Origin of the sequence: Bradyrhizobium altum, assembly GCF_020889705.1 — a bacterium.
Classification (GTDB): domain Bacteria; phylum Pseudomonadota; class Alphaproteobacteria; order Rhizobiales; family Xanthobacteraceae; genus Bradyrhizobium; species Bradyrhizobium altum.
Map to the genome: position 1 here is coordinate 1 of NZ_JACMYP010000150.1, position 22599 is coordinate 22599.

21 protein-coding genes are annotated in these 22599 nt (G+C 65.1%); 6 read left to right on the plus strand and 15 right to left on the minus strand.

Annotated features, from left to right (window positions below; genetic code table 11):
* A partial coding sequence (locus H8B02_RS29695) for a DUF5801 repeats-in-toxin domain-containing protein (protein WP_229169496.1) occupies nt 1-1349 on the minus strand: 1349 nt, incomplete at its 3' end.
* Between the two features lie 318 nt (nt 1350-1667).
* On the opposite strand from H8B02_RS29695, the gene H8B02_RS29700 reads away from it, so the two are divergent.
* The gene (locus H8B02_RS29700; RefSeq protein WP_229169497.1) at nt 1668-2414 is read left to right on the plus strand and encodes a FecR family protein; all 747 of its coding nucleotides are present in this window, start codon (nt 1668-1670) and stop codon (nt 2412-2414) included.
* Between the two features lie 74 nt (nt 2415-2488).
* Nucleotides 2489-3355 (plus strand): tetratricopeptide repeat protein, encoded by an 867-nt coding sequence (locus H8B02_RS29705; protein WP_229169498.1) that lies wholly within the window; start codon nt 2489-2491, stop codon nt 3353-3355.
* Between the two features lie 171 nt (nt 3356-3526).
* On the opposite strand, the gene H8B02_RS29710 is transcribed toward H8B02_RS29705, so the two are convergent.
* Genes H8B02_RS29710 through H8B02_RS29725 form a run of 4 tightly spaced genes read right to left on the minus strand, consistent with a single transcriptional unit; the run spans nt 3527 to nt 7120 of the window.
* Nucleotides 3527-4393 carry an efflux RND transporter periplasmic adaptor subunit gene (locus H8B02_RS29710; RefSeq protein WP_229169499.1) on the minus strand — a complete coding sequence of 289 codons (867 nt, stop codon included), beginning with the start codon at nt 4391-4393 and terminating at the stop codon, nt 3527-3529.
* Nucleotides 4390-4596, minus strand: a complete 207-nt coding sequence (locus tag H8B02_RS29715) for a DUF1656 domain-containing protein (protein ID WP_173639069.1) — start codon at nt 4594-4596, stop codon at nt 4390-4392. Before H8B02_RS29715 ends, H8B02_RS29710 begins: the two co-directional genes overlap by 4 nt.
* Complete coding sequence (locus tag H8B02_RS29720) at nt 4593-6644, minus strand: FUSC family protein (protein ID WP_229169500.1); 2052 nt, start codon at nt 6642-6644, stop codon at nt 4593-4595. The genes H8B02_RS29715 and H8B02_RS29720 overlap by 4 nt, the downstream gene beginning before the upstream one ends.
* Nucleotides 6645-6646: 2 nt before the next feature.
* Nucleotides 6647-7120, minus strand: coding sequence for a MarR family winged helix-turn-helix transcriptional regulator (locus H8B02_RS29725; RefSeq protein WP_229169501.1), 474 nt, complete (start codon nt 7118-7120; stop codon nt 6647-6649).
* Nucleotides 7121-7372: 252 nt separating this feature from the next.
* On the opposite strand from H8B02_RS29725, the gene H8B02_RS29730 reads away from it, so the two are divergent.
* Entirely contained in the window at nt 7373-7582 is a 210-nt protein-coding gene (locus H8B02_RS29730; protein WP_229169502.1) for a hypothetical protein, read from the plus strand.
* Between the two features lie 45 nt (nt 7583-7627).
* Here H8B02_RS29730 and H8B02_RS29735 read toward each other — a convergent pair whose 3' ends face one another.
* From H8B02_RS29735 to H8B02_RS29745, 3 genes are all read right to left on the minus strand, one after another.
* Nucleotides 7628-8305: a hypothetical protein gene (locus H8B02_RS29735; protein ID WP_229169503.1), complete on the minus strand. Its 678-nt coding sequence runs from the start codon at nt 8303-8305 to the stop codon at nt 7628-7630.
* A 58-nt stretch (nt 8306-8363) separates the two neighbouring features.
* A complete protein-coding gene (locus H8B02_RS29740) occupies nt 8364-8753 on the minus strand; it encodes a hypothetical protein (protein WP_229169504.1) in 390 nt (129 codons plus the stop codon).
* A 211-nt stretch (nt 8754-8964) separates the two neighbouring features.
* Nucleotides 8965-9522: an HNH endonuclease gene (locus tag H8B02_RS29745; protein ID WP_016845270.1), complete on the minus strand. Its 558-nt coding sequence runs from the start codon at nt 9520-9522 to the stop codon at nt 8965-8967.
* A gap of 192 nt (nt 9523-9714) precedes the next feature.
* Here H8B02_RS29745 and H8B02_RS29750 point away from each other — a divergent pair, with 192 nt between their 5' ends.
* Nucleotides 9715-11475, plus strand: a complete 1761-nt coding sequence (locus tag H8B02_RS29750; protein ID WP_229169505.1) for a chloride channel protein — start codon at nt 9715-9717, stop codon at nt 11473-11475.
* A 207-nt stretch (nt 11476-11682) separates the two neighbouring features.
* Here the strand turns inward: H8B02_RS29750 and H8B02_RS29755 are convergent, their stop codons facing one another.
* The 5 genes from H8B02_RS29755 to H8B02_RS29775 form a co-directional block, all read right to left on the minus strand.
* Nucleotides 11683-12660 (minus strand): peptidyl-alpha-hydroxyglycine alpha-amidating lyase family protein, encoded by a 978-nt coding sequence (locus tag H8B02_RS29755; protein WP_229169506.1) that lies wholly within the window; start codon nt 12658-12660, stop codon nt 11683-11685.
* 125 nt (nt 12661-12785) lie between these two features.
* Entirely contained in the window at nt 12786-14573 is a 1788-nt protein-coding gene (locus tag H8B02_RS29760; protein ID WP_229169507.1) for a flavin-containing monooxygenase, read from the minus strand.
* Between the two features lie 111 nt (nt 14574-14684).
* Nucleotides 14685-15770: a DUF2855 family protein gene (locus H8B02_RS29765; RefSeq protein ID WP_229169508.1), complete on the minus strand. Its 1086-nt coding sequence runs from the start codon at nt 15768-15770 to the stop codon at nt 14685-14687.
* 103 nt (nt 15771-15873) lie between these two features.
* Nucleotides 15874-17391: an acyl-CoA synthetase gene (locus H8B02_RS29770; protein WP_229169509.1), complete on the minus strand. Its 1518-nt coding sequence runs from the start codon at nt 17389-17391 to the stop codon at nt 15874-15876.
* Nucleotides 17392-17530: 139 nt separating this feature from the next.
* Entirely contained in the window at nt 17531-18502 is a 972-nt protein-coding gene (locus H8B02_RS29775; RefSeq protein WP_229169510.1) for an NAD(P)H-dependent flavin oxidoreductase, read from the minus strand.
* Nucleotides 18503-18676: 174 nt separating this feature from the next.
* Between H8B02_RS29775 and H8B02_RS29780 the strand changes: the two genes are divergently transcribed.
* On the plus strand, nt 18677-19564 hold the full coding sequence (locus H8B02_RS29780) for a LysR family transcriptional regulator (RefSeq protein ID WP_229169512.1): 888 nt from the start codon (nt 18677-18679) through the stop codon (nt 19562-19564).
* 64 nt (nt 19565-19628) lie between these two features.
* Here the strand turns inward: H8B02_RS29780 and H8B02_RS29785 are convergent, their stop codons facing one another.
* Both H8B02_RS29785 and H8B02_RS29790 read right to left on the minus strand, forming a co-directional pair.
* The gene (locus H8B02_RS29785; protein WP_229169513.1) at nt 19629-21230 is read right to left on the minus strand and encodes a glycoside hydrolase family 17 protein; all 1602 of its coding nucleotides are present in this window, start codon (nt 21228-21230) and stop codon (nt 19629-19631) included.
* Nucleotides 21231-21351: 121 nt separating this feature from the next.
* Nucleotides 21352-22005 (minus strand): DNA-3-methyladenine glycosylase family protein, encoded by a 654-nt coding sequence (locus H8B02_RS29790; RefSeq protein ID WP_229169514.1) that lies wholly within the window; start codon nt 22003-22005, stop codon nt 21352-21354.
* 201 nt (nt 22006-22206) lie between these two features.
* Between H8B02_RS29790 and H8B02_RS29795 the strand changes: the two genes are divergently transcribed.
* A partial coding sequence (locus tag H8B02_RS29795) for a glutamate--tRNA ligase family protein (RefSeq protein WP_229169511.1) occupies nt 22207-22599 on the plus strand: 393 nt, incomplete at its 3' end.

The window sequence follows — 22599 nt, forward strand, 5'->3', positions numbered from 1 at the left end:
GACTGGCCGGCCTTCGTCACGGTCGCAATCAGCGTTATGACCCCGGTCGCCAGCGGCACCGTTTCGCTGTCGTCGGTGCTGGTGCCAGGCGGCCGCATCGCCGCCCGGTACTCGGTGAAGATCACGAGCCCCGTGGCTGGATCGAGCGCGATCGTGAATGCCAGCGTCCCATCAGCCGCGCCGACGCGGCCTTCAACGGTGTTGCTGTTCAGGACCAGCACGTCGGCCAGGCCGGTGTGCGAGTCGATCACCCCCGACGCCACGCCGTTGCCGCCGTTGATCGTCAGTGCGTAGCTGACTGCTGCGCCCGCCGCGTCCTGTGCGCTGGCGAACTTCACCGAAAAGTCCCCTGACGTCGTCGTGAGCGCCCCGTTCGGCGAGGAGCCGGCGATGTTGTCGTCCAGCGCCGTCGCCGTCAGGTGCGTCGCGCTCAACGTCAGCGACGGCGGCGCTCCGAAGCTCAGCTTGAGCGGCGTCGGTGGCGCCGGTGGCGGGTTGAAGATATCAATGTAAGCGAATTTGATCACCGGCACGGGCGCGAGCGGATCTGGTATCAGCGACGGCGAGTCAGGCTGGAAATTGATAGGCTCCAACAGCGGCGACCCTTCGGAAGCCGGCATGCCGGACCCTTTGGATCCCGTTCCCTTCTCGAAATTGGCGAGCGCCTCCTGCTGGGCGTCCCGCAATTCCTCCATATGGGCCGGGCTATTCGTGACCTGGTTCACGCTGACCGACGACCCTTTGGCGTTCAAGATGATCGTCACTCCGGGATCGTCGACGACGATGTGTCTGGGGATCGCCTCCTTGGTCACCAGCTCGAACACACCGTGGTGAAGGTCCCTGTAGCTGATCTTGTCGTCGTCCAGGAATGTAACGTTCGGCTCCGCAGCCCGCGCGTCCTCCAGGAGCGAGAGGGTCAGTGCCGCGAACGACAGCATACCAAGGCCGCTGGCCCGAATGGTGCCAACAGGCGTGTCCGCCGCCAGGACGCTTGACCCTGCCAGCCGGCTGCCAATCAAGCGGAAGATGCTTCTGGCTTTCGCGAACAGGCCCGGCCGCAAGTCGCTGCCGGAGTTCTCGGTCAAGTCGCCCAGCTCCAGCCGGGTGCCAGCCGGCAGATTGAGCACCGTGCCGTCGAGCAAGCGGATCTCGGTCCGCCCGCCGGCTGCGATTTCGATGACGTCACCCTGGTGAATGGGATCGCCGGCCATCATGAGGCTGACGGCGCCGCGCGCACGCGCGACGGTGCTGCGGCCGATCGCCGTCTGAACGATGCCAACCACTCGGGGCAGGCGGCCTAAAACGGCCGTGCACGCGTCCCCGAATGCGACGCCGGACGCAACTGACATTGGCTTTTCGCCTGCTGAACAGCTCAAGCGGAAGGTGGTGCCGCAGTTTTTTGGTCTGGCTTATGCGCGCCGCGAGGTAAAAATCCCCGCACCGGTAGCCATAGGCTTGTCCGCCGAAACGTCTTGATTGAAACTAAATTCGGAAGTGCAAATCGAATTCCAGTACTGCACGGAACAACCGCGAAAACGACAGGATTGCTGTCCTTTATCGCGGGGTGCAGCCCCACTGAAATGATAGTATGATTACGGAGTAAATTGTCCACATATTAATTCTTATTAGAGCTACGTCAGGCCTTTAGGCCTGTTTGCAGCACTCGTTTGGCACGAAAGGTCCTGCGGTTTCGGCCCGGCGGTCCAGATCGCCATCGCGCCGCGACACGGCAAGATCTTCTCGTAAGGGAGGGGATCGTGCGCACTCATTTGGTTATCCGATCGCTCGCAAGCATCGTCCTCGCGCTCGCCATTTTCATGCCGAGCCAAACGCAGGCGCAAACTGAGCCGGCCCAGCCCGCCATTCAGGATTCCTCAGCGAAGTTCATCGGGAAGGTCGTGACGGTCACGGGTTCAGTCACGATCGAACATCCTAGCGCGGTCGTCGTTCAGGCCGCGCTGTCTGATCAATTGCCTCCAGCGAAGGTTGGCGATCCCGTCTATATGGGCGACGTGGTGAAGACCGGAGTCGATGGACGCGTCGGGATCAACTTCACCGATGGCACCTCGTTCAATCTGTCGAGCAACGCCAAGATGACCCTGACCGAGTTTGTATACGATCCGAACGGCAAGTCGAATTCGACCTTGTTCAAGCTGGCCAATGGAACGTTCACCTTCGTTGCCGGCAACGTCGCGAAGACCGGTGACATGAAGATCGACACGCCCGCCGCGACGATGGGAATTCGAGGCACCACGCCACGCATCGAAATATCCGACGATGGAACGGTCAGGTTCGCGACGCTCGTGGAAGAGGGCAAGAGCAAGCTTCTCAGGAAGCCCGCGACACGCGTGGCACCGCAGCCCGAGCAAAACACCTACCGCAGGTTCAATCCGAATATTTGTCGAGGGTGCTAGGCGAGCAGGGCGGCGGCCTTGAGCGGCCACTCATGGAAACCAGCGACGCCGTGTCGTCAAAACCGGAGCCCGACATGAAGCCTCGTGGAGGTTCCGGGGGGAGTGGCGGCCTGGCGGCGCTGTTCATCCTGCTGTGGCTTGCATCGCCGGCGGTCGCGCAGAACCCGAAGCAAAGGAGCAACTATCTGCGGAACATCGAGCTGTGCAGCGGCCTCGATCACGCGCTGGCCGACGCGCGCATCGGTGCCTGCACGGCGCTGATCGATGCAGGACAGGACATGACGCCGGCCGGCCTTGCGATCGCCTACAACAACCGTGGCAACGCCTACGCCGCCAAGGAAGACTATGACCGGGCCATCCGGGATTTTGATCGATCCATCGAGCTCAATCCAACCTACACCAAGCCGTTCAACAACCGCGGCGTGGCTTACTTCAGGAAGCGCGAATACGATCGCGCGACCGACGCGTTCGATCAGGCCATCAAGCTCAACCCGAATTACGGCGAAGCCTTTGCCAACCGCGCCGGCGCCTATCTGAAGAAAAATGATTATGCCCGCGCCGTGCAGGATTACGATCAGGCCATTCGCCTCGAGCCTAACCTGGACGGCGTGTGGAACGGACGCTGCTGGAGCCGCGCCATCCTCGGCGCGTTGCAGGAGGCGCTGGAAGACTGCAACAAGGCGCTGCAATCGGGGTCGGCCAATGCCGCGACCTACGACTCGCGCGGCCTGATCTATCTGAAGACCGGCGAGCTCCGCGCAGCGATCGACGACTATAGCTCCGCGCTCCGCATTGATCCGAAGCTGGCAGGCGCACTCTATGGACGCGGGCTGGCCAAGCTGAAGCAGGGCGACAAGGCCGGCGGCAATGCCGACATCTCGGCGGCAAAGGCGATCCAGGGCAGCATCGGTGACGACTTCACGCGCTACGGCGTGCAATAGCGAGCATGGTCGACGTAGACAGCGGCCGAGTCGGCTTGATGCCGCTGTCGGCGCGTCCGGTCCGGCCGGCTAGAGCGTTTTCGAGCGAAGTGGACGCCGGTTCGCGTGAAGAAAACGCGTCAAAACAGGAATCCAGGGCTCGGTCCTGATTCAATCAGAATCGAAATTGCTCTAGTCCATGATCTCGACCGTCGCCGAACGGCCGGCGACCAGTGCGATGCGGTCCGGCAGCTGATCCAGCGTGATGCGCACGGGAACGCGCTGCGCCAACCGAACCCAGCTGAAGGTTGGATTGACGTTCGCGAGCAGGCTCGCGCCTTGCCCGCGGTCGCGATCCTCGATGCCGGCCGCAATGCTCTCGACATGGCCGGTGAGCCGGACCGGCTCGCCCATCAGCTGTATCTGGGCCTTGTCGCCGACGTGGATGCGCGCGAGCTTGGTCTCCTCGAAATAGCCTTCCACATGCAGCGTATCGCTGTCGACCAGCGCCATCACGCCCTTGCCCGCGGCGACGTAGACGCCAGGCCGCAGCTCCATATTGGTAATGGTGCCGTTCACCGACGCGTGGACCTCGCTGCGATCCAGGTTGAGCTGGGCGACCGCGCGATCGGCGACCGCCTGGTCATAGGCGGCCTTGGCCTGGAGCTGAGTGGCCAGTACCTGCTCCTGCTTCTGCTGCGACACCGCATCGGTGGTCAGCGCGCTGTAGCGTTTGAGATCGGCGTCAGCCTGATCCAGTGTCGCGCGATGGCCGGCGACCGCAGCGTCAGCCTGCTGCAATGCCAGGGCAAACCGTGCGCGATCGATCCGGAACAGGATGTCGCCGCGATGCACCTGCTGATTGTCCTTGACCAGCACGTCGGTGACGAAGCCGGAGACGTCGGGAGCAACCTGAACCACGTCGGCGCGGACCCTGCCGTCGCGAGTCCATGGCGACTCCATGTAGTAGACCCAGAGCGCGCGGCCGACAGCGAGCGCGGCGACGAGTGCGATCGCGGTCAGCGCGACCCGGCCGAGCCAGGCGAAATTCCCTTTCATGGCAGAAACTCCGAAAGATAGACGACGACGCCCAGCAGGCATACGTACAGGGCGAAATTGAACAGCGCGCGATGCCAGACCAGCCGGTAGAGCCCGAAGCGCTGCATGATCCGGCTGATCCCCGCGCTCAGCGCATAGGCCACGATCAGCCACAGCAGCAGCGCCGGGACCAGGACACCGTAGATGTCGAGCTCATATCTCATGCAGCAAAACTCTCCTCCGGCTGCGATCGATACGCGGGCGCATCCGGAAACAGGCCGCGGCGGATGCCGACGAGGCCGAGCAATGCATCGTCCCGCGCGCGCTCATTGGGATCCTTGACGACCGCGGTCAGCGCCGCATCGATGCATGACAGCAATTCGGCCGGCATCGCCTCGTCTGCATGGACGCGAAATGCGGCCGCGAGGTCGTCCAGCATGTCGTCGATGGCACGCACGGTCGATGCGGCGAGGCCGTAACGGGCCCGCCTGAGGTCGATGATGTTGAGCCCGATACGCAGCTGGACCAGGCTGTCGGCATCGCGGCGGTCGCTTTCGGAGATGAAGGCGATGCGTTGCACCAAGAGGCCGAGCCGATGCAGCATCAGGCCGGCAAACTGCGCGCGATCGCCGTGGCCGCGCCGCTCCGCCGCGACCGCGAGCGTCTGCCAGCCCGACGTCATCAGCCGTTTGGCGATCCATTCGGCGCCGACGCCGCGCGCGACCCGCGTCACGATCTCGGCGATAGCGACGCCGAGGAAGAAGGCGACCGACGTGTTGGCAAAACTGGCAAAATCCGCGCTGTAGGTCGATTGCAGCGCCAACAGCGTCGCGGTGTTGGCGGCGAGCGCCATGCCGATCGGCGCGGTTTTGGGCCGCGCGATCAGGAAACCGTACAGCAGGAAGGTCGGCGCCAGCGCGGCGATCAGAACCTCGACATGGGAGATGCCCGGCACCAGTGCGAATTGATAGATCGCGACGACGACGATCGCGACCAGCGAAAACAGGCCGAAGGCCCGGATGCTGCGCGCCGGCTCATCCTGCGCGGCGAAGAAGGAGCAGGCGACCGCGGCCATCATCGGCGCCGAGGCGCCATCGGCCCAACCGGTCGCAATCCACAGGCCGCAGCAGATCAGGATGGCGACCGCCGCCCCCGCGGCGGACCAGAGCGCCATGCCGTGGTCGCGGTGACGGACCGGCGCGGCACCCGATTCCGGGTGGAATGCAAGCGGGACGGCGGAGATATCCTTACCCGCAGCAATCGCATCGCCGATTGCGCGGCAGTCGGCCGAGATGTCGACGAGCTCGCGGAGCCGGAGCAGCAGGCTGATCGTGATGATGCGCTCGCGCGGCGCGAGGCCGTCGAGGCTAGATTGCCGCTCGGCGATCACAGCGCGGATCACGTTGCCGGATTGCCGCTGGCGATCCTCATCCACGATCCATGCGGCGAGATCGCCGATCAAGCGCCGAAGCTCCGGCTGCCTTTGCAGCGCCGCTTCGCCGAGTGCGGCGAGCCGGTCTTCGATCGACGTGATGATCGGCAACAGCATCAGCATGCGCAGCCGGACCTCGCCGAGGCCACGCGCGGTGCCGGCATCGGCCAGCCGGTCATAGGCGACATGGGTTGCCAGCGTATCGATCTCGACGATGTCGGTCGCAAGGCGAAGGCGTTGGGCCCGGCGCGTCTCGCTGGTCCCTTGATCAAGCAGCACGTCGCGGGAGAGGCGGCGCGCATCCGACAGCCAACTCCTGACGCGGCCGCCGACCGCCGGCGCGACGCTGCGCGGAAACACCACTGTCGACACCAGGCTGGCACAGATGATGCCGAGCGAGATCTCCTCGACCCGCGCCAGCGCGACATCGAAGATGCTGCCCGGGGCGGCGACCGACGGAAAGCCGATCAGTGCGACGGTATATCCGCCCAGCATGAAGACATAGCTGCGCGGCGTGCCGTCGAGCAGCGACAGATAAAGGCACAGTCCGACCCAGAGCGCGATCGCGAGGCACAGCAGCTCCGGCGCATTGATCAGGTTCGGCACCAGGGCGACCGTCATGCTCGCGCCGACCAGGGTGCCGATCACGCGGAAGAACGCCTTCGAGCTGGTCGCGCCGGCCAGCGGCTGCGACGTGATATAGACCGTCGCCATCGCCCAATAGGGCCGCGGCAGATCGATCGCCAATGCGATGACAAGCGCCAGCATCGACGCGGCGAACGTCTTCAACGCGAAGATGAGGTCCGCATGGCGAACCAGGAACGGCTCTTCCGCGCGCATGACTAATTCGCCTCTGCAGCAGCCTTCGCGTCCTGCAAGCGGCTTGCCCGCCGCTCGATGCGCTGGAGCGTCTCGAAGGTTACCGCAAGTTCTTCGCTGCCGATATCCTTCAGCAGGCTGGCCCGCACGCGGCGCAGCACCCGGTTGGTCTCCTCGACCTTGGCTTCGCCGGCCGCGGTGAGATGCAGTGTCTTGGCGCGCCGATCGGTCGGGTCCTCGCGACGCTCGACCAGGCCTTCGGACTGCAGCAGATCGATCAGCCGCACCAGTGAAGGCCCCTCGATCCCAAGTTCGTCGGCCAGCACGCCCTGGCGGACGTTCTCGCCCTGCCGCGACAGCACCAGCAGCGGAATCGCCGTCGCGTAGGACAGGCCGTGATCGGACAGCGCCTGATCCGACTCGCGCCGCCAGATCCGCCCAAGCCTGGCGATCAGGCGGCCGATCTCGGCGTGGATATGGGATTGCGAAGGAGGCATGCAAATTAGATAGGATGCAAACTATTAGGCTGCAATAATATACCTTCGAACATTGCTGATGATCACGCAAATGCGATCGCGCACGGGGCGTCATTATCTCCGCACGGTTGATCGGAAGGCGATCCGGATGCGACTGAGCCAGCACCGATCGCGCGGGAACGCGGAAAGTTAGGAACCTCGCTCCGAAGCCAATGTTGAGGCTTCTTTCGAAGGCGCGCCGACGCACAGTACTGCTTGCGCAAGGAGGAGACGATGGGACTGGCTCAATACGCGGTGATCGCAGCTGGCGAGGAATGGGGCGTCCTGCATGACGGCAATCTCAATGCCGGATACGCGACCAAGGAAGCTGCCTTCGAGTCGGCGGTGGCCGCCGCGTCGCTGGCGATCAGGCTGGGGCATGAAGTTCATGTCAGCGTTCCCGGGCGTGAGGAGGCGGCGGCCCTTACCGAGCGGCCGACATAGCCCAACTGCGGTTGTGCCTGCACTGACGCAGCGCGCTGCCCGCGCTCAACCGAAGTCGTGCATCAACCGGCTCCAGTCCTCGCCGGCGAGGCCGCCGACATAGATATCACCGCGCACAACGGCGTCGTTCACTTCAGGAACGCGTATCAACGCCATGGCGAAGGCGCGGTGCCGGAACACGAGCCGGCGCTGCAGCCCCAGCCCTGCCATCAGGGCGGGTTGCGCACGGCCGCGGGCCTCGACATGGCCGGTGCGCTCGAGGTGGCGGAACATCGCACAGAGCACGCCGACCTCCTGGCCCGGAAGCGACAGGATGTTGAGAACATGCGCGGTCCGCCCCGGCGCCGCATAGTAGACAAAGCGGCCGATCACCGCGCCGGAACGGTCTTCGATCGCGCAGATCGTGAATGCGCCGAACTTGGTGTTCTGCGCTGCCAGGCTGACCAGCCAGCCGAGCTCGTCCTCCGACCAAAGCGGCCGGACGGCGTAGTGGGCAATGAACCGGGGCGCGTGCGTGAGGAAGTCCGGGACCGACATCTCCAGCACCTTCAAGTCGGTACCTCCCTCGATCTCTTCATCACCGCGCAGGCGACTGAGCAAATTATCAGCGGGACGCGTGAGCGTTGCCAGGCGCCCATCGATTCGGCGCGGGAAGTGTGGCCAAAGACGCTCGACGAGTGCCCCCAGCGGACGGAATGTGCGCACCCATTCCAGGTTCTGCATCGGAATCGTTTTTCCGCCGATGGCTAGCAGTGACCTGGCGCTGGTCGGCGATGCACTGTCACAGAACGAAAGACTGGCCCTTTTCGGTCGCAGACCAAGATTGAGCTGCGCCGCACCGGCGGAGTCCCCGTTCGTCATGAAAACGCCGCAGCGCGCTCGAGATGTGGCCGTCCTGCTGCTGATAGATTTGCGTACCTGTCACCGCGCTGTACGACGGTGAACCCAGGGTGGACGCGTGGAAATAGTCCTTAAGATCGCCACTCGCGGGCTTGTCGATATCCCCGAAGACCTTGAGGAACAGACGCGCGACCGCGGGAACGTCAGACGTCGTCATTGGTCTCGCAGTGCCCTTGCGTGACGTTGGCACATCCGCCTGAACTACGGGATCGGACTGCTCACGCGGCAGCCAAAGTTTGGTCTCGTCGTCGTTCATCCCCGGGCCGGCCATCGATCTGTCATTGCATGTTCGTTGCTGCTCGAATCTGTCTGGGTGCGCCGCTCAGGAGGCTCCGGGATTCGGACGTCGGCTCGATCGCAACCGGCCGCGCCCTGCTGCCGCACCTCGGGTCGGAAAGCGTGATGCCCCTTGTGTCTTTTGACACTCCGGCGACTGACACTCCGGCGAGTCCCGGCGCATATCCTCCGCACCGCCGCGCGTCTTACGGATCGAGCTCAGTATCCCAGTAGAGATAATCGAGCCAGCTCTCGTGCAGATAGTTCGGCGGGAACAGCCGGCCGTTGCGGTGGAGTTGATGCACGGTCGGTGCATAGGGCGTCTGCTTCGGAAACATCTTGGCCTGCTGCGGCGTCAGATTGCCCTTGCGCAGATTGCAGGGCGAGCAGGCGGCGACGACGTTCTCCCAGGTGGTCTGGCCACCCTTGCTGCGCGGAATGATGTGATCGAAGGTGAGGTCGTCGCCCGACAGGCAATATTGGCAGCTGAATCGGTCGCGAAGGAAAACGTTGAACCGGGTGAAGGCGGGGTGGGTGGTCGGCTTGACGAAGGATTTGAGGGAGACGACGCTCGGCAACTGGATTTCGAAGGAAGGACTTCGTACGGCCCGGTCGTAATATTCGACGATGTTGACACGATCGAGGAACACCGCCTTGATCGCGTCCTGCCAGGACCAGAGCGACAGCGGGTAATAACTCAGCGGCCGGAAGTCCGCGTTCAAGACCAGCACCGGCCAACCGCCTTGCGAGACATGTGCGTTCAAATAACGCTCCTGATCTCCCATTAGCTGCGAAGCAGCATGCACTCACATACTACAGGCAGCGTGACGGGATTGTGAAGAGCAATGAGCGGCTTATCCGCCATGCCCTGCCATGTTCCTGCCCCGATTGCCTCCCGCACGCGAGGCCCGTAAAGGGAGCCGCAAGGCCCTGTCGGCCAGTGACGGACCCTGCCGATGACCACGACCGCAAGCTATCTCGAGGCGCCGCGCCGGTTGCGCGCATTTGTGCGTGCGCACGAGACGAGCCTCGTGGTGCTGGCGCTGCTAATCGGCGCCATTGGCGGCCTCGTGGTGGCGGTCATGAGCGGCCTCGTCACGGTGCTGCATTCGGTGCTGTTCAATCTGCCGCTGGGCGATCGGCTGTCGAGCCAGCCCAGCATCGATCCCGTGCGCGCCCTCGTGGTTCCCACGGTTGGCGGACTGGTGCTCGGACTAGCGTTCCTGCTGCTGCTCAGGGTCCGGCCGGCCCGGGAAATCGACCCGATCGAGGCCAACGCGCTTTATGGCGGCCGGATGTCGTTCCGCGGCAGCGTGATCGTGGCCCTGCAGACGATCTGGTCGAGCGGCGTCGGCGGCTCGGTCGGGCTTGAGGCCGGCTACACCCAGCTTTCGAGCGGCCTGGCCGCCTCGCTGGGCCGCGGCTTTCATCTCCGCCGCAACGACCAGCGAATCATGGTCGGCTGCGGCGCGGCGGCGGCGATCGCGGGGGCCTTCAGCGCGCCGCTGGCCGGTGCGTTCTACGCTTTCGAACTTGTGATCGGCGGCTACACGCCGGCGAGCCTGACCCCGGTCGGTGTGGCGGCGGTGGCCGGCTATTTCGTCGCCCATGCCTTCGAGCCGCTGCCGCTCGGCGTCGGCGTCGGAACCGTCGGCGACGTGCTCGGGCGGGATCTTGCGATCGCCGCGCTGCTCGGCATGGTTGCGGCCCTGACCGGGATTGCGATCATGCGCGGGGTGGCGCTGTGCGAGACGCTGCTCGCCAAGACCCGGCTCTGGCCGCCGCTGCGGCCGGCGCTGGGCGGGCTTGCGGTCGGCGCAATGGCGCTGCTGACGCCGCAGGTGATGTCGTCGGGCCATGGCGCGCTGCGCTTCGCCGGCATCGTGGCGATGCCGCTCACCTTCATCGCCGGCGTGTTCGCGCTGAAGGCGATGGCCTCGATCGTCTCGCTCGGTTCGGGCTTCCGCGGCGGATTGTTCTTCGCCACGCTGTTCATGGGCGCGCTCGGCGGCCGGCTGTTCGCGGCCGGCGTCGACATCGTGTGGCCCGGGCTCAATCTCGATCCCAACGCCTATGCCGTGATCGGCATGAGCGCGCTGTCGGCCTCGGTGATCGGTGGACCATTGACGATGTCGTTCATCGCGCTGGAATCCACCGGCAATCTCTGGCTCACCACCGCGGTGCTGGTCGCGGTCATCATCTCGACCACGATCACGCGCGAGTTGTTCGGCTATTCGTTCGCGACCTGGCGGCTGCATCTGCGCGGCGAGACCATCCGCAGCGCCGCCGATATCGGCTGGATCCGCGATCTCACGGTCGGTAAAATGATGCGGCAGGACATGACGACGGTGAACGCCGCGATGCCGATCGAGGCGTTTCGCGAGGAATTCCCGCCCGGCTCGAAGACCCAGGTCGTCGCGGTCGACGGCGAGGGACGCTATGCCGGGCTCGCGCTGGTCGCGGAGGCGCACGCGCCCGACCTCGAGGCCGACAAGGGACTTGCCGCCATCCTGCGCTACGCCGACGTGGTGCTGCATCCCGGCATGAACGTGCAGGAGGCGATCGCGGTGTTCGACGCCGCCGAAGCGGAATCGCTCGCGGTGGTCGAGAACGACGGCGACCGTCGGCCGATCGGCCTGCTCACCGAAGCGCACGCGATGCGGCGCTATGCGGAAGAATCCGAGCAGCGCCGCCGCGAGGTGATCGGCGAGATTTGATTTTGCTGGGGAAGGTCGAGGCATCGGGCATCAAGCCGCATGAGGCTCCGTATGTCCGTCGCAATCTATCGGACCCGTCATTCTGAGGTGCGAGCGGAGCGAGCCTCGAAGGATGCACGGCCACCAGCCGGGCCGTCGACCCTTCGAGGCTCGCTCCGCTCGCGCCTCAGGGTGACGGGTTAGAGGGATCGCTTCGATACGCTAAAACTACACCGTTACCCGCTCCAGCTTCTGCAAGCATCGCGTCACGCGCACCGCGGCCGGCATCTCGGTGTCCGGAAAGCTGGTCTTCCAGTCGGTGACGCCGACTTCGCCGACATAGATGTCGCCGCGCGAGTCCAGCGCGATGCCGTGCGGCGCCAGGAACTTGCCGGTCTCGACGCCGGGGCCGTGCTCGCCGCCGAGCCGGGCGATGCGCTTGCCGGTGTGGTCCACGATCGACAGCCGCGGGCCGAGATTGGGGACCTTGCGGTTGACCGCCATGCCGGGACCGAGCTCGCCGATCACGAAGTTCGGCTGCTTGCCGCCGGAGCAGCAGCACAGCGCGCAGGGCCGGTGCAGATTGTTCCACTGGGTCTCGTATCTGCCGTTGCCGTCGAACACCTGGACGCGGTGGTTCTCGCGGTCGGCGACATAGACCCAGCCATCGGCGTCGGTCGCGATGTTGTGCACGATGTTGAACTGGCCAGGATCGGTGCCGGGCTCGCCCCAGGTTTTGATCAACTTTCCATCCGGCGTGTATTTGTGGACGCAGGCATTGCCGTAGCCGTCCGAGACATAGATCTCGCCGTTCGGCGACAGCGCGGTATGGGTGCAGCGGTGGAACGGCTCGCCGCTCATGAACGGCGCCGGCTTGTTCGGGATGCCGATCGTCAGCGGCACCACGCCGTCAACAGAACATTTGCGCACGGTGTGGTCGCCGTCGTCGGTGCAATAGAGATTGTCGTCGGCATCGATATGCAGGCCGTGGGCGCGCGCGAACACGCCTTCGCCCCAGCTCCGGATGAAGTTCCCCTCGCGGTCGAGCACCACCATCGGATGTTCGCCGCGGTTGAAGACATAGACGCGGTCCTTGCTGTCGACCGCGACGGAGGCGACATCCGTCAGGCTCCAGCCGTCGGGGAGTTTTGCGAAGTTCTCCACCACGCGATAGCGGTGCTCGCCGGTGCCGAGGATGGTTGGCATCGTGGTCTCCCCCTTTTCGTCATTCCGGGATGCGCGGAGCGCAGGCCCGGAATCCATTCATCCGCAGAGATTGTGGCCCAATGGATTCCGGGTTCGCGCTACGCGCGCCCCGGAATGGCGGCTGACTACATTAGCTTCGCCACCGGCCCGATGTCGCGCGACAACAGGCCTTCCTCGATCGCCTTGATCTGCAGCGCCAGATAGCGCGAGTTGATGCGGCATTGCGCGAGGCTGCCGGCGATGAACCACAGGCCGGGCTGCGGCGTGCGCGTATACATGTTGCGCAGCTCCTGGCCGTCGCCAAAGCCCCAGATCGGGCCGACCCGCGCGGCCATCGCCTCGCCGAACAGCCTCTTCACCAGCTCTTCCTGCGGCCGGTAGCCGGTCGCGAGCACGATCAGGTCGGCGGCAACCGTCTCGCCGCTCTTCAGTCGCGCGCCTTCGCTCACGAAGGTCTCGATGTCGGCAAATTGTTTCAGGGCAATCGCGCCGCTCGCGACGAGATCCGAGCAGCCGACGTTGAAGTAATAGCCGCCGCCGCGGGTCAGGTACTTGAACTGCCAGCCCGTGCCGCCGTCGCCGAAATCGAGCTTGAAGCCCTTGCGCGCGAGACCGTCGAGCAGCGGTCTGTCGAGCTCCTTCGACTGCTCGGTCATCAGCACGTGGCTGCGTTTGGCGAGCGCCAGCGGCATCGAGGTCGCGATCAAATCGTTGTCTTCGAGCGAGCCTTCATTGTAGGCGGCATAGGCCAGCTGCGCGGAGGGCTCGATGTTGGTGACGAGCGTCGAGGAGCGCTGCACCAGCGTCACCTTGGCGCCGGAGGAATGCAGGTCCTGCGCGATGTCGTGGCCGCTATTGCCGGTGCCGATCACCAGGGCGCGCTTGCCTGCCCAATGCTCGCCGTCTTCATAGCCGCTCGAATGCAGCACCTTGCCGGAGAAAGTCTTCAAGCCGGGGATATCAGGCACGCTCGGAATGCCGCTGACGCCGGTCGCCATCACGACATGGCGCGGCTGCAGTTTCCGCGTCGTGCCGTCGGCGCGGCGCAGCTCGATGGTCCAGCGTCCCTGTGCGTCGTCGTAGCTGCCGCCCACGAATTCCGTTCCGGTCCAGAAGTTCAGCTCCATGGCATCGACATAGGATTCGAACCAGTTGGCGAGCTTGTCCTTCGGGATGTAGGTCGGCCAGTTCGGCGGGAACGGCATGTAGGGCAAATGATTGACCTGCACCTGGTTGTGCAGGGTCAGCGCATGGTAGCGCTTGCGCCAATTGTCGCCGACGCGCGCCTCGCGGTCGACGATCAGCGCGTCGATCTTGAGCTGTTGCAGACGGGCGGCGATCGCAAGCCCGGCCTGTCCGCCGCCGACCACCAGCACATCGGGATCCCGCTCGGCATATTCCGCGGATGCCTTGCGCAGGTCGAGCCAGTTCGGTCCGCGGAAGTCGCGGGAATAGGCTTGTCCACGCGGCCTTGTGTTTCCCTGCTGTTCCTCGAACCCCTTCAGTTCCTCCAGCGCCGTCAGCAGCGTCCAGGCCTTCAGCCGATCGCCGTCGGCGGCGTCAGGGATCAGCCGCACGATGCCGTGGCCGCGGCCGACAGCGGTTTCGAACTTGAAGATCGCCTCGATCGCTTGGGTGCCGGCGCGCATCACCCGGCGGGGCGGCGCGCGCTCGGCATCGATGCGGAAATCATGCGGCGCGCTGCGACGCGCATGCGCGGGCAGGTCCTCGATGATTGCAAAGGCGCGGTTGACGGTCTGGATGTTCCAGCTCAGCGCCAGCACGTCGCGCCAGTAGCTCTCGGGATGGAACAGCGGCTTCAGCAGCACATCGTCGGGGCCCGCCAGCGCATCCTCGAACTGCACAAGCCAATTGTCGGCGGCGACCGAAATATCGTCCGTCTTGTCGAGCATTGAGCGTTTCTCGTCATCGGCCGCCCTTGTGACGTTTTCTTGGCGGCGTTCCCTTGCCCGCAAGCCTATACCCATTGGCGAGGCCGCAGAAAGGGCGCGACGGGATAGCGCCTATTCGGCCAGCGACAGGATCAGGCCTTGATCCGGCGGAACGCGGCCCTGCAGGGTATCGAGATAGGCCTCGCGCACCGCAGCCGGGCCGCGCCGCTCGACGACATCGAGCCAATTCGGCAGATGCGGCACGACCTCCGTCCATGCGGCGCTGAAACGCTGGTCGATGCCGCCGGGCCCCCATTCCTTGGCGCGCTTGCGGATCTGGTCCGGCGCGAAGAACCACACCGGCTTGGCGCCGGGCAGCGTCGGCTCGTCCGGCTCGCTCGCGCGATGCGTGAGCCCGACCCGGCCGGAATAGACCATCTGCGCGCCGAAGTGCCGGTGCAGGGTCTCGCGCAGCGCGCCGTTGCCGGCCATGTCGACATAGGCGACAGGCTCGGCCCCCGGGATCGCGGTGACCTGGTCATAGGTGACGACCTCGTCGTAGCAGCCGAGCGAGGTGACGAAATCGACATTGCCCTTCGAGGTCAGCCCGATCACCCGGATACCTCGTTTGTGCAGGAGATGGGCGAGCCCGAACGCGGTCTTGCTCGAGGCCGACGACAGGATGACGCGGCGTGCACCGTAGAACTCGTTCTCGGCCAGGAAGTCGTCGACCAGGAACGAGAGCATGAACAACGGCAGCAGCAATGCGCGGAAATCGCCCTGCTGGCCGGCATAGGTCGGATCGCCGGAGACGCGGGCATAGGCATTGTAGACCGGCGAGACCTCCTGCCGGTGCGCGGCGCCGTCGCGCAGGCCGCGCTTGCTGACATCGGCGGCCTCGATCACCAGATGGGTCGCCATCGGGAAATAGCCGAACAGCGTTTCGCCGGCTGCGACAGCGGGATGCTTCGAGGCCAGCACCTCGCCAAAGCCCCACACCGGGATGATGCCGTAGCCGTCGGGCGCCGGAAACAGGCGCCAGTACTTCAGCTGCTCGCCGATCACGGCGTAGGTGATGTTGTTGGCGGTGAAGGCGAAGCGGGTCACTTTCACCAGCAGCGTGCCGGCCGGCAGCGCCGCGGCATCGGGCAGCTGCGTCTCGATCACCTTGCATTGCTGCAGATCGTTGCGGATGACGATGAAGTCAGTGGAGTTCATGGCGATGATCCCGGCGTCAGATGCGCCGGCATCGTTGCGTCGATCGCCGGCCTTTGCAACAGCAACTAAGTTTCAAACGCCGTTCGCCTCACCGTCACCTTGGTCAGCGAAGCTGCCCTTCGCGGTAGAGGTCGCGCAGCTTGCGCTTGAAGATCTTGCCGGTCGCCTCGCGCGGCAGCGCGTCCAAGAAGCGGATGTCCCTCGGCACTTTGAAATTGGCGAGCTTGCCGCGGAGAAATTCCTGGATCGCCGCGACCGACGGCGTGCTGCCCGCTTCCGGCTCGACGCAGGCGAACAGCCGCTCACCATATTCGTCGTCGGGCACGCCGAACACGGCGCAGTCGCGGACGCCCGCCATGCCGATCAGGGCATTCTCGATCTCGGCGGGATAGATGTTGACGCCGCCCGAGATCACCATGTCGCGCTTGCGGTCGCACAGGAACAGATAGCCGTCCGCGTCGAGATAGCCGACATCGCCGACGCTGACGAGGCCGTCGCGGTCGGCCTCGGCGCGCGCCTTGGCGTTGCCGTGGTAATCGAAATCCGACGTCGCGGTCTGGCGCATGAAGATCTCGCCGGGCTCGCCGACGTCGCATTGCGTCCCGTCGGGCCGGAAGATCTTGACGATGCCGCCCTCGATAGCGCGGCCGACCGTACCGGGCTTGGCCAGCGCCTCGGCCGACGAATGCCAGACCGGGATGCCGGTCTCGGTCGAGCCGAGATATTCGTTGATCACAGGTCCCCACCACTCGATCATCGCGCGCTTGACGTCGACCGGGCAGGGCGCCGCGCCGTGCACGATGAAGCGCAGCGACGACAGGTCGTAGCGGCGTCGCGCCTCTTCCGGCAGGCGCAGCAGCCGCACGAACATGGTCGGCACCATGTGCATGTGGGTGACATGGTGGCGCTCGATCAGCTGCAGCAGATCCTCGGGATCGAAGCGCGGCTCGAGCACGATCACGCAGCCGCAGCGGAATGCGAGCATGCCATAGGAGTGCGGCGCCGAATGATACATCGGGCCGTTCATCAGGATCACCTGATCCTCATTCGGCTTGACGCCGTAGGTGATGGCGCCGACGCGCGTGGCCGCCGCCTGCTGCTCTGATGGCATCGGCTTGCGCTTGACGCCCTTTGGCAGTCCTGTGGTGCCCGACGTATAGAACATCGGCGCTGCGCCGATCGGCGCGTCGGTCAGCGGTTGATGCGTTTCACGCCAGATATCCCAATCGGTCATGCCGTCGGGCACGCGCGTGGACGCCGGCGCCACGCCATAGGCCGCGGCGATCTCCGGTGGTGTGGTCACCACTAGCAGCTTGATCCCCGGCGGCAGCCCGTCGCGGATCTGCGGCAGCAGATCGGCGTGACAGACCAGCGTGTCGGCCCCGCTGTCGGACAGGATGTAGGCGACCTCGTCGGCCTTCAGATGCCAGTTGATCGGCACCACCGGACTGCCGAGCGCGGCTGCGGCTGCGACCACCTCGAACAGCGCGAAATCGTTGCGCAGCATCATGCCGACCGGCTTGCCGCCCTGAACGCCGAGCGCGCGGAAGCCGGTCGCCGCCCGCGCGATGCGGGCGTGAATGTCGCCGTAGCTGATCTGTCGGTCGCCGCTGATGATCATGTTGCGTTTCCCCCTGGCGTCGCTGAGAAGTCGCCGAAGCTGGTCCGGCCCGGCCGTCGAACCGGCAGGGCCGCGCTGATCGGAACGACAGATAATCGTCCCGGCGGCTGGTGTCACGGCCGGAACGATTCGAATGACGTCAGGCGCTGGCGCGCAGGAAATCGCTGCGGGCCTCGTTGAATTCCGCCTTCATCCGCGCCACCAGCTCGGCGACCGGCGGGGCGTCGGTGATCTGGCCGATGCCCTGGCCCGAACCCCAGATGTCGCGCCAGGCCTTGGCCTTCGTGTTGCCGCCGGAGCCGAAATTCATCTTGGATTTGTCGGCGACCGGCAGATTGCCCGGATCGAGGCCTGCCGCTGCGATCGACGGTCCGAGGTAGTTGCCGTGCACGCCGGTGAACAGGTTCGAATAGACGATGTCGTGCGCGGCGTATTCGGTCAGCGCCTGCTTGTACCTGATGTCGGCATTGGCTTCCTCGGTCGCGATGAAGCGGGTGCCCACATAGGCGAGGTCGGCGCCGAGCGCGAGTGCGGACGCGATGCTCCAGCCGTCGGAGATCGCGCCCGACAGCAGGATGGTGCCCTTGAACCATTGCTTGACCTCGCGCACCAGCGCGAACGGCGACAGCGTGCCGGCATGGCCGCCCGCGCCGGCGCAGACCAGGATCAGTCCGTCGACGCCCTGCTCGGCGGCCTTGCGGGCGTGCTTCACGTTGATCACGTCGTGGAACACCACGCCGCCGTAGGAATGCGCGGCCTCGACGATTTCGGACGGCGGGCGCAGCGAGGTGATGATGATGGGCACCTTGTGCTTCACGCAGGTTTCCATGTCATGCATCAGCCGGTCGTTGGAGGCGTGGCAGATCTGGTTGACCGCGTAGGGCGCGACCTTCTTCTCCGGATGCTTCGCCTGGTACTCGCCGAGCTCGTTCTCGATCTGCGTCAGCCACTCGCCGAGCTTTTCGACCGGGCGGGCGTTGAGCGCCGGGAATGAGCCGACGATGCCGGCCTTGCACTGCGCGATCACGAGCTCGGGCCCCGAGACGATGAACAGGGGGGAACCGACGACCGGCAGTTCGAGCCTGTTGGCGAGCGAGGCGGGCAGCGACATTGTTCGGATCCTCCATGCGCGGCGCCCGGCCGGTGCCGGGGCGGATCGCGATTTGTTGTGATGGCCGGAGCGGCGGCTCCCTTGGCGCGGCAATATAAGGCTGGACGGCTGAGTTATGACGTTCAATATTGAACAGCTGATTGGCCAGAAATGAACAAAGGCGCGGGCGGCGGCATGGATTGGGAGCTTTGCAAGACGTTCGTCGCGGTGGCCGAGACGCGCAGCTTCGCCGGCGCGGCGCGGCGGCTGCGCATCAGCCACCCCACCGTTGGCCGCAACGTCGCGGCGCTCGAGAAGCAGCTCGGGACCCGCCTGTTCGCCCGTTCGAACGACGGCCTGTCGCTGACGTCGCATGGCCGCAAGTTCCGCGAGCACACCGAGGTGATGGCGGCTGCGGCCCTGCGCGCGGAGGCGGCCGCGTCCGCCACCGGTGCGCAGGCCCGCGGCGTCGTGAAGCTGTCGATCGGCGCGACGCTGGCGGCGCATTGGCTGATGCCGCGTCTCGGAGCGTTCCTGCGCGATCACGCCAACATCCAGCTCGAGATCATCACCCACCCGTTTCCGGCGAGCGTCCGGCGTCGCGAGGCCGACGTGGTGCTGCGGCCGGTCGATGCCGGCGACGAGAACCTGATCGGGCGCAAGATCGGACGGCTCGGCGCCGGCTTCTACGCATCACGCGGTTATGCCGCCGGGCGCAAGCTGCCGGAGCGGCCGGACGAGTGGCGGGGGCACAGCGTGATCGGGTTTGCCGACCAGGCCTCGAATGCGCGCCTGGCGCGGTGGAGCGATGTCATCACCCGGCAGGGCACGCTGGTGATGCGCTGTTCCTCGCAGGGCGACATGCTGGCGGCGGCGCGGGCCGGGCTCGGGATTTGCGCGCTGTCCTGTTTGGTCGGGGCCGACTATCCCGATCTGGTTCGGGTCGCTCCGCAAAAGCTCTCGAGCCTCTCCGACCTCTGGCTGCTCGCCCATCCCGATCTGGTCGAGCTTCCCTCGGTGCGCGCCGTCATCGGCTTTGTCACCGATTGCGCGCGCGAGGACCGCGTCAGGCTGCGCGGATAGAGCGTTTTCGAGCGAAGTGGATACCGGTTCGCGTCAAGAAAACGCGTCAAAACAAAACGCATTCTCACGCCCGCGCCCGCCATAACGTCACCGCGAGCGAGATAAAGACGGCGCAGGTCCACAGCGCCTGCCAGTTCTCCGGTCCTTCGTTGAAGCCCACATAGATGGCGCCTGCGACAAAAATGCCGGCAAAGATCGATTCCGCCAGAGGGCGGACTCCTTTCGTAGCAGGATTGAGCAGTGTCATGGCCGCGAACGGCACCGCCGCCATGGTTAGCGGCGCGAAAGGAAAATCGATGAAGCGCGGGTCAAATATCAGGCCCAGTGCCGCCGCCGTGCCGATCACCGTGGTGACGATCAAGGCCAATCCGTGCACGGTCACCAGCACCGTCTCGGTGTGGTAGCCCTTCGGACCAAACAATTCCTGGAAACTGGGCGGTGCGCGACCCGACATCAGGGCGTTGGCGCCGCACACCGGCGAGGCCGTTGCCGCCACCAGAAGCGAGCCCCAGACAAGCCAGCCTCCCGTCCCACAGCTTTCATAGACCAGTCTCTGCGCGGCCACCCCAAACAGGATTCCGGCTGTGGTCGCCGATAGTCCGACCGCAAGCCACGGCACGAATTCGGGCTCGTTCGGCCGACGGCGCGAGGTCAGCCAAGCTGCGCCGAACACCAGGATCGCCAGCGCCATTCCGCTGCACATCTGCAGTTTCCAGAACGGAAAATTGCTGATCGGCAGGCCAGGCGGATATTTCAGCGTGCGCGCTTCCGAATCGAACAGGCCCCAGGATCCGCCGACCGTGCCCTCGATCTCCCGCTTCCATCCTTCGTCATAGGCTTCGAACAGGTTGACGCGGAAATGCTCGCGCCGGGCAAGGTCGAGCACTTCCGAGACCACCCGCGCCTGATTGACGCGTGACGGCAGCGCAGACTCGCGCATGCGCCCCTCGCTCGGCCAGCCTACTTCTCCGATAAAGATTTCCTTGCCCGGAAAAACCGCCGCGATCTGCCGGCGCATCTCGTCAGCGTGAGCAGCGGCACGTTCCGCGGGGATCGGGATATTCTCCCAGTATGGCAGGATATGAATCGTGACGAAATCGACGGCGTCGGAAAGTTCGCGATTGCTCAGCCAGAACTCCCAGACGTCGGCATAGGTGACGGGGACGCTGACTTGCGCCTTGATTGAACGGATCAAGTCGCCGAGGTCGGACGCCGACATTTCCTTGCGCAGCAGAACCTCGTTGCCGACCACGAGAGCAATGATCGTGTCTGGATATTGCTTGGCGAGGCGTATCGCCGTTTCGACCTGTGTTGCATTCTTCTTTCGATCCCGATCGAGGAAAATGCCCTGAATGACTTTCAGCCCCGCCTTGGCTGCGAGCCCGGGGATCTGGTCGAGACCGAGATCGGTCGCATAGGTGCGGATGCAGTCGGATATCTTCGCGAGTTGCGCGAGATCTTCCGCGATCTGTTCCGGCGTGACCTGCGTCGCGGGAGCAAGTGATGTCTGATCGTTGCGGAACGGGGCGTAGGAGATGCACTGGACTTTATCGCTCGGATCGATCGGAGCGCGCACAAGGCTGACCGGGATGCCCAGCCACCACCACGCCGCGGCGATAGCCCCGAGGGATATCAGGAGAAGCAGCGGAGTGCGAAGTGAAACCAGGTCCGTCCTCCTTGCAGGAAGGATGTGCTGGGCAAAATGGGCGAGGCCGGCAAATTGAATGAGTATTCGTCTGTTGATGCTATAACACGCGTTCACGCAGTTGGAGTGTTTTCTCGACGACCTACTTCGCGCCGGCGATCACGCCTTCGCGATTCCTGAGCACGCGATAATATGCCCACCACAGATGCGCGGCGGCGCCGCGCAGTGGACGCCACGGCTCGGCAAGCGGTGCCATCTGCTTCGGCGTCGGCCGTTCCTTCAGCCCGAGCCCGACCTTGACCGCTTCCTGGACGGCGAGGTCGCCGGCCGGCCACGCATCGCCATGGCCGAGGCAGAACAAGAGATAAACGTCGGCGGTCCACGGGCCGATCCCGGGCAGCGCGGTCAGCGTGTTGTGCGCGGCATCGGCTTCTTCATTGGCGAGCACGTCGAGGTTCAGCCGCTCCTCGGCGAGCTCGCGCGCGATGTGCTTCAGCGTCTTGATCTTTGCCGCGGAGAGCCCGAGCCGGCCGAGCCGGTCGGCCCGCGCCTTGCGGATCGCATCATGGTGGAACGGGTCGAACGCCTGGCTGACGCGGCCCCAGATCGCGGCAGCACTCGCGGTCGACAGCTGCTGCCCGCAGATGATCGCGGCAAGTCCCGCAAACCCCGGCTCGCGCTGCCGGATGGCCGGCATGCCGGTTAGTTCGAGGATCGGGCGCAGCCGTCGATCCTGGTCGACCAGCTTCTGAATGGCCTCGTCGAGGTCGGCCTGGGTTTCGAGATGGATCAGCATTGCGGGATCTGCATTCAGCTTGTCATGCGCGGGCTTGACCCGCGCATCCATCTCCTATCGTAACAGAGTCTTGTCCAGCCGCATGGTCCGGAAAAGTGGAAACCGGTTTTCGCTTGCGACAAACGCAAGGCGTTTGCGCGAAGATCATGCCCAAACAAGGATCGCCGGGTCGAGCCCGGCAATGACGTGCGATCGAACGCCATGCCACCCGTTTTCCGTTTTGCCCCGAGTCCGAATGGCTACCTGCATCTCGGCCATGCCTATTCGGCGCTGCTCAACCACGACCTCGCGAAGCAGTCGGGCGGACGCTTCCTGCTGCGGATCGAGGACATCGACGCGACGCGCTGCCGGGTCGAATTCGAGCAGGCGATCTACGAGGATCTGGCCTGGTTCGGCATCGCCTGGGAGACCCCGGTGCGGCGGCAGTCGGAGCATTTTGCCGCCTATCGCGCGGCGATCGACCGCCTGTCGGCCGAGCGGCTGGTCTATCCGAGCTTCGAGAGCCGCGCGGAGATCGCGCGGCTGGTCGCGGAATGCGAGGCGGGCGGCGCGTGGCCGCGCGATCCGGATGGCGCGCCGCTCTATCCGGGAGCG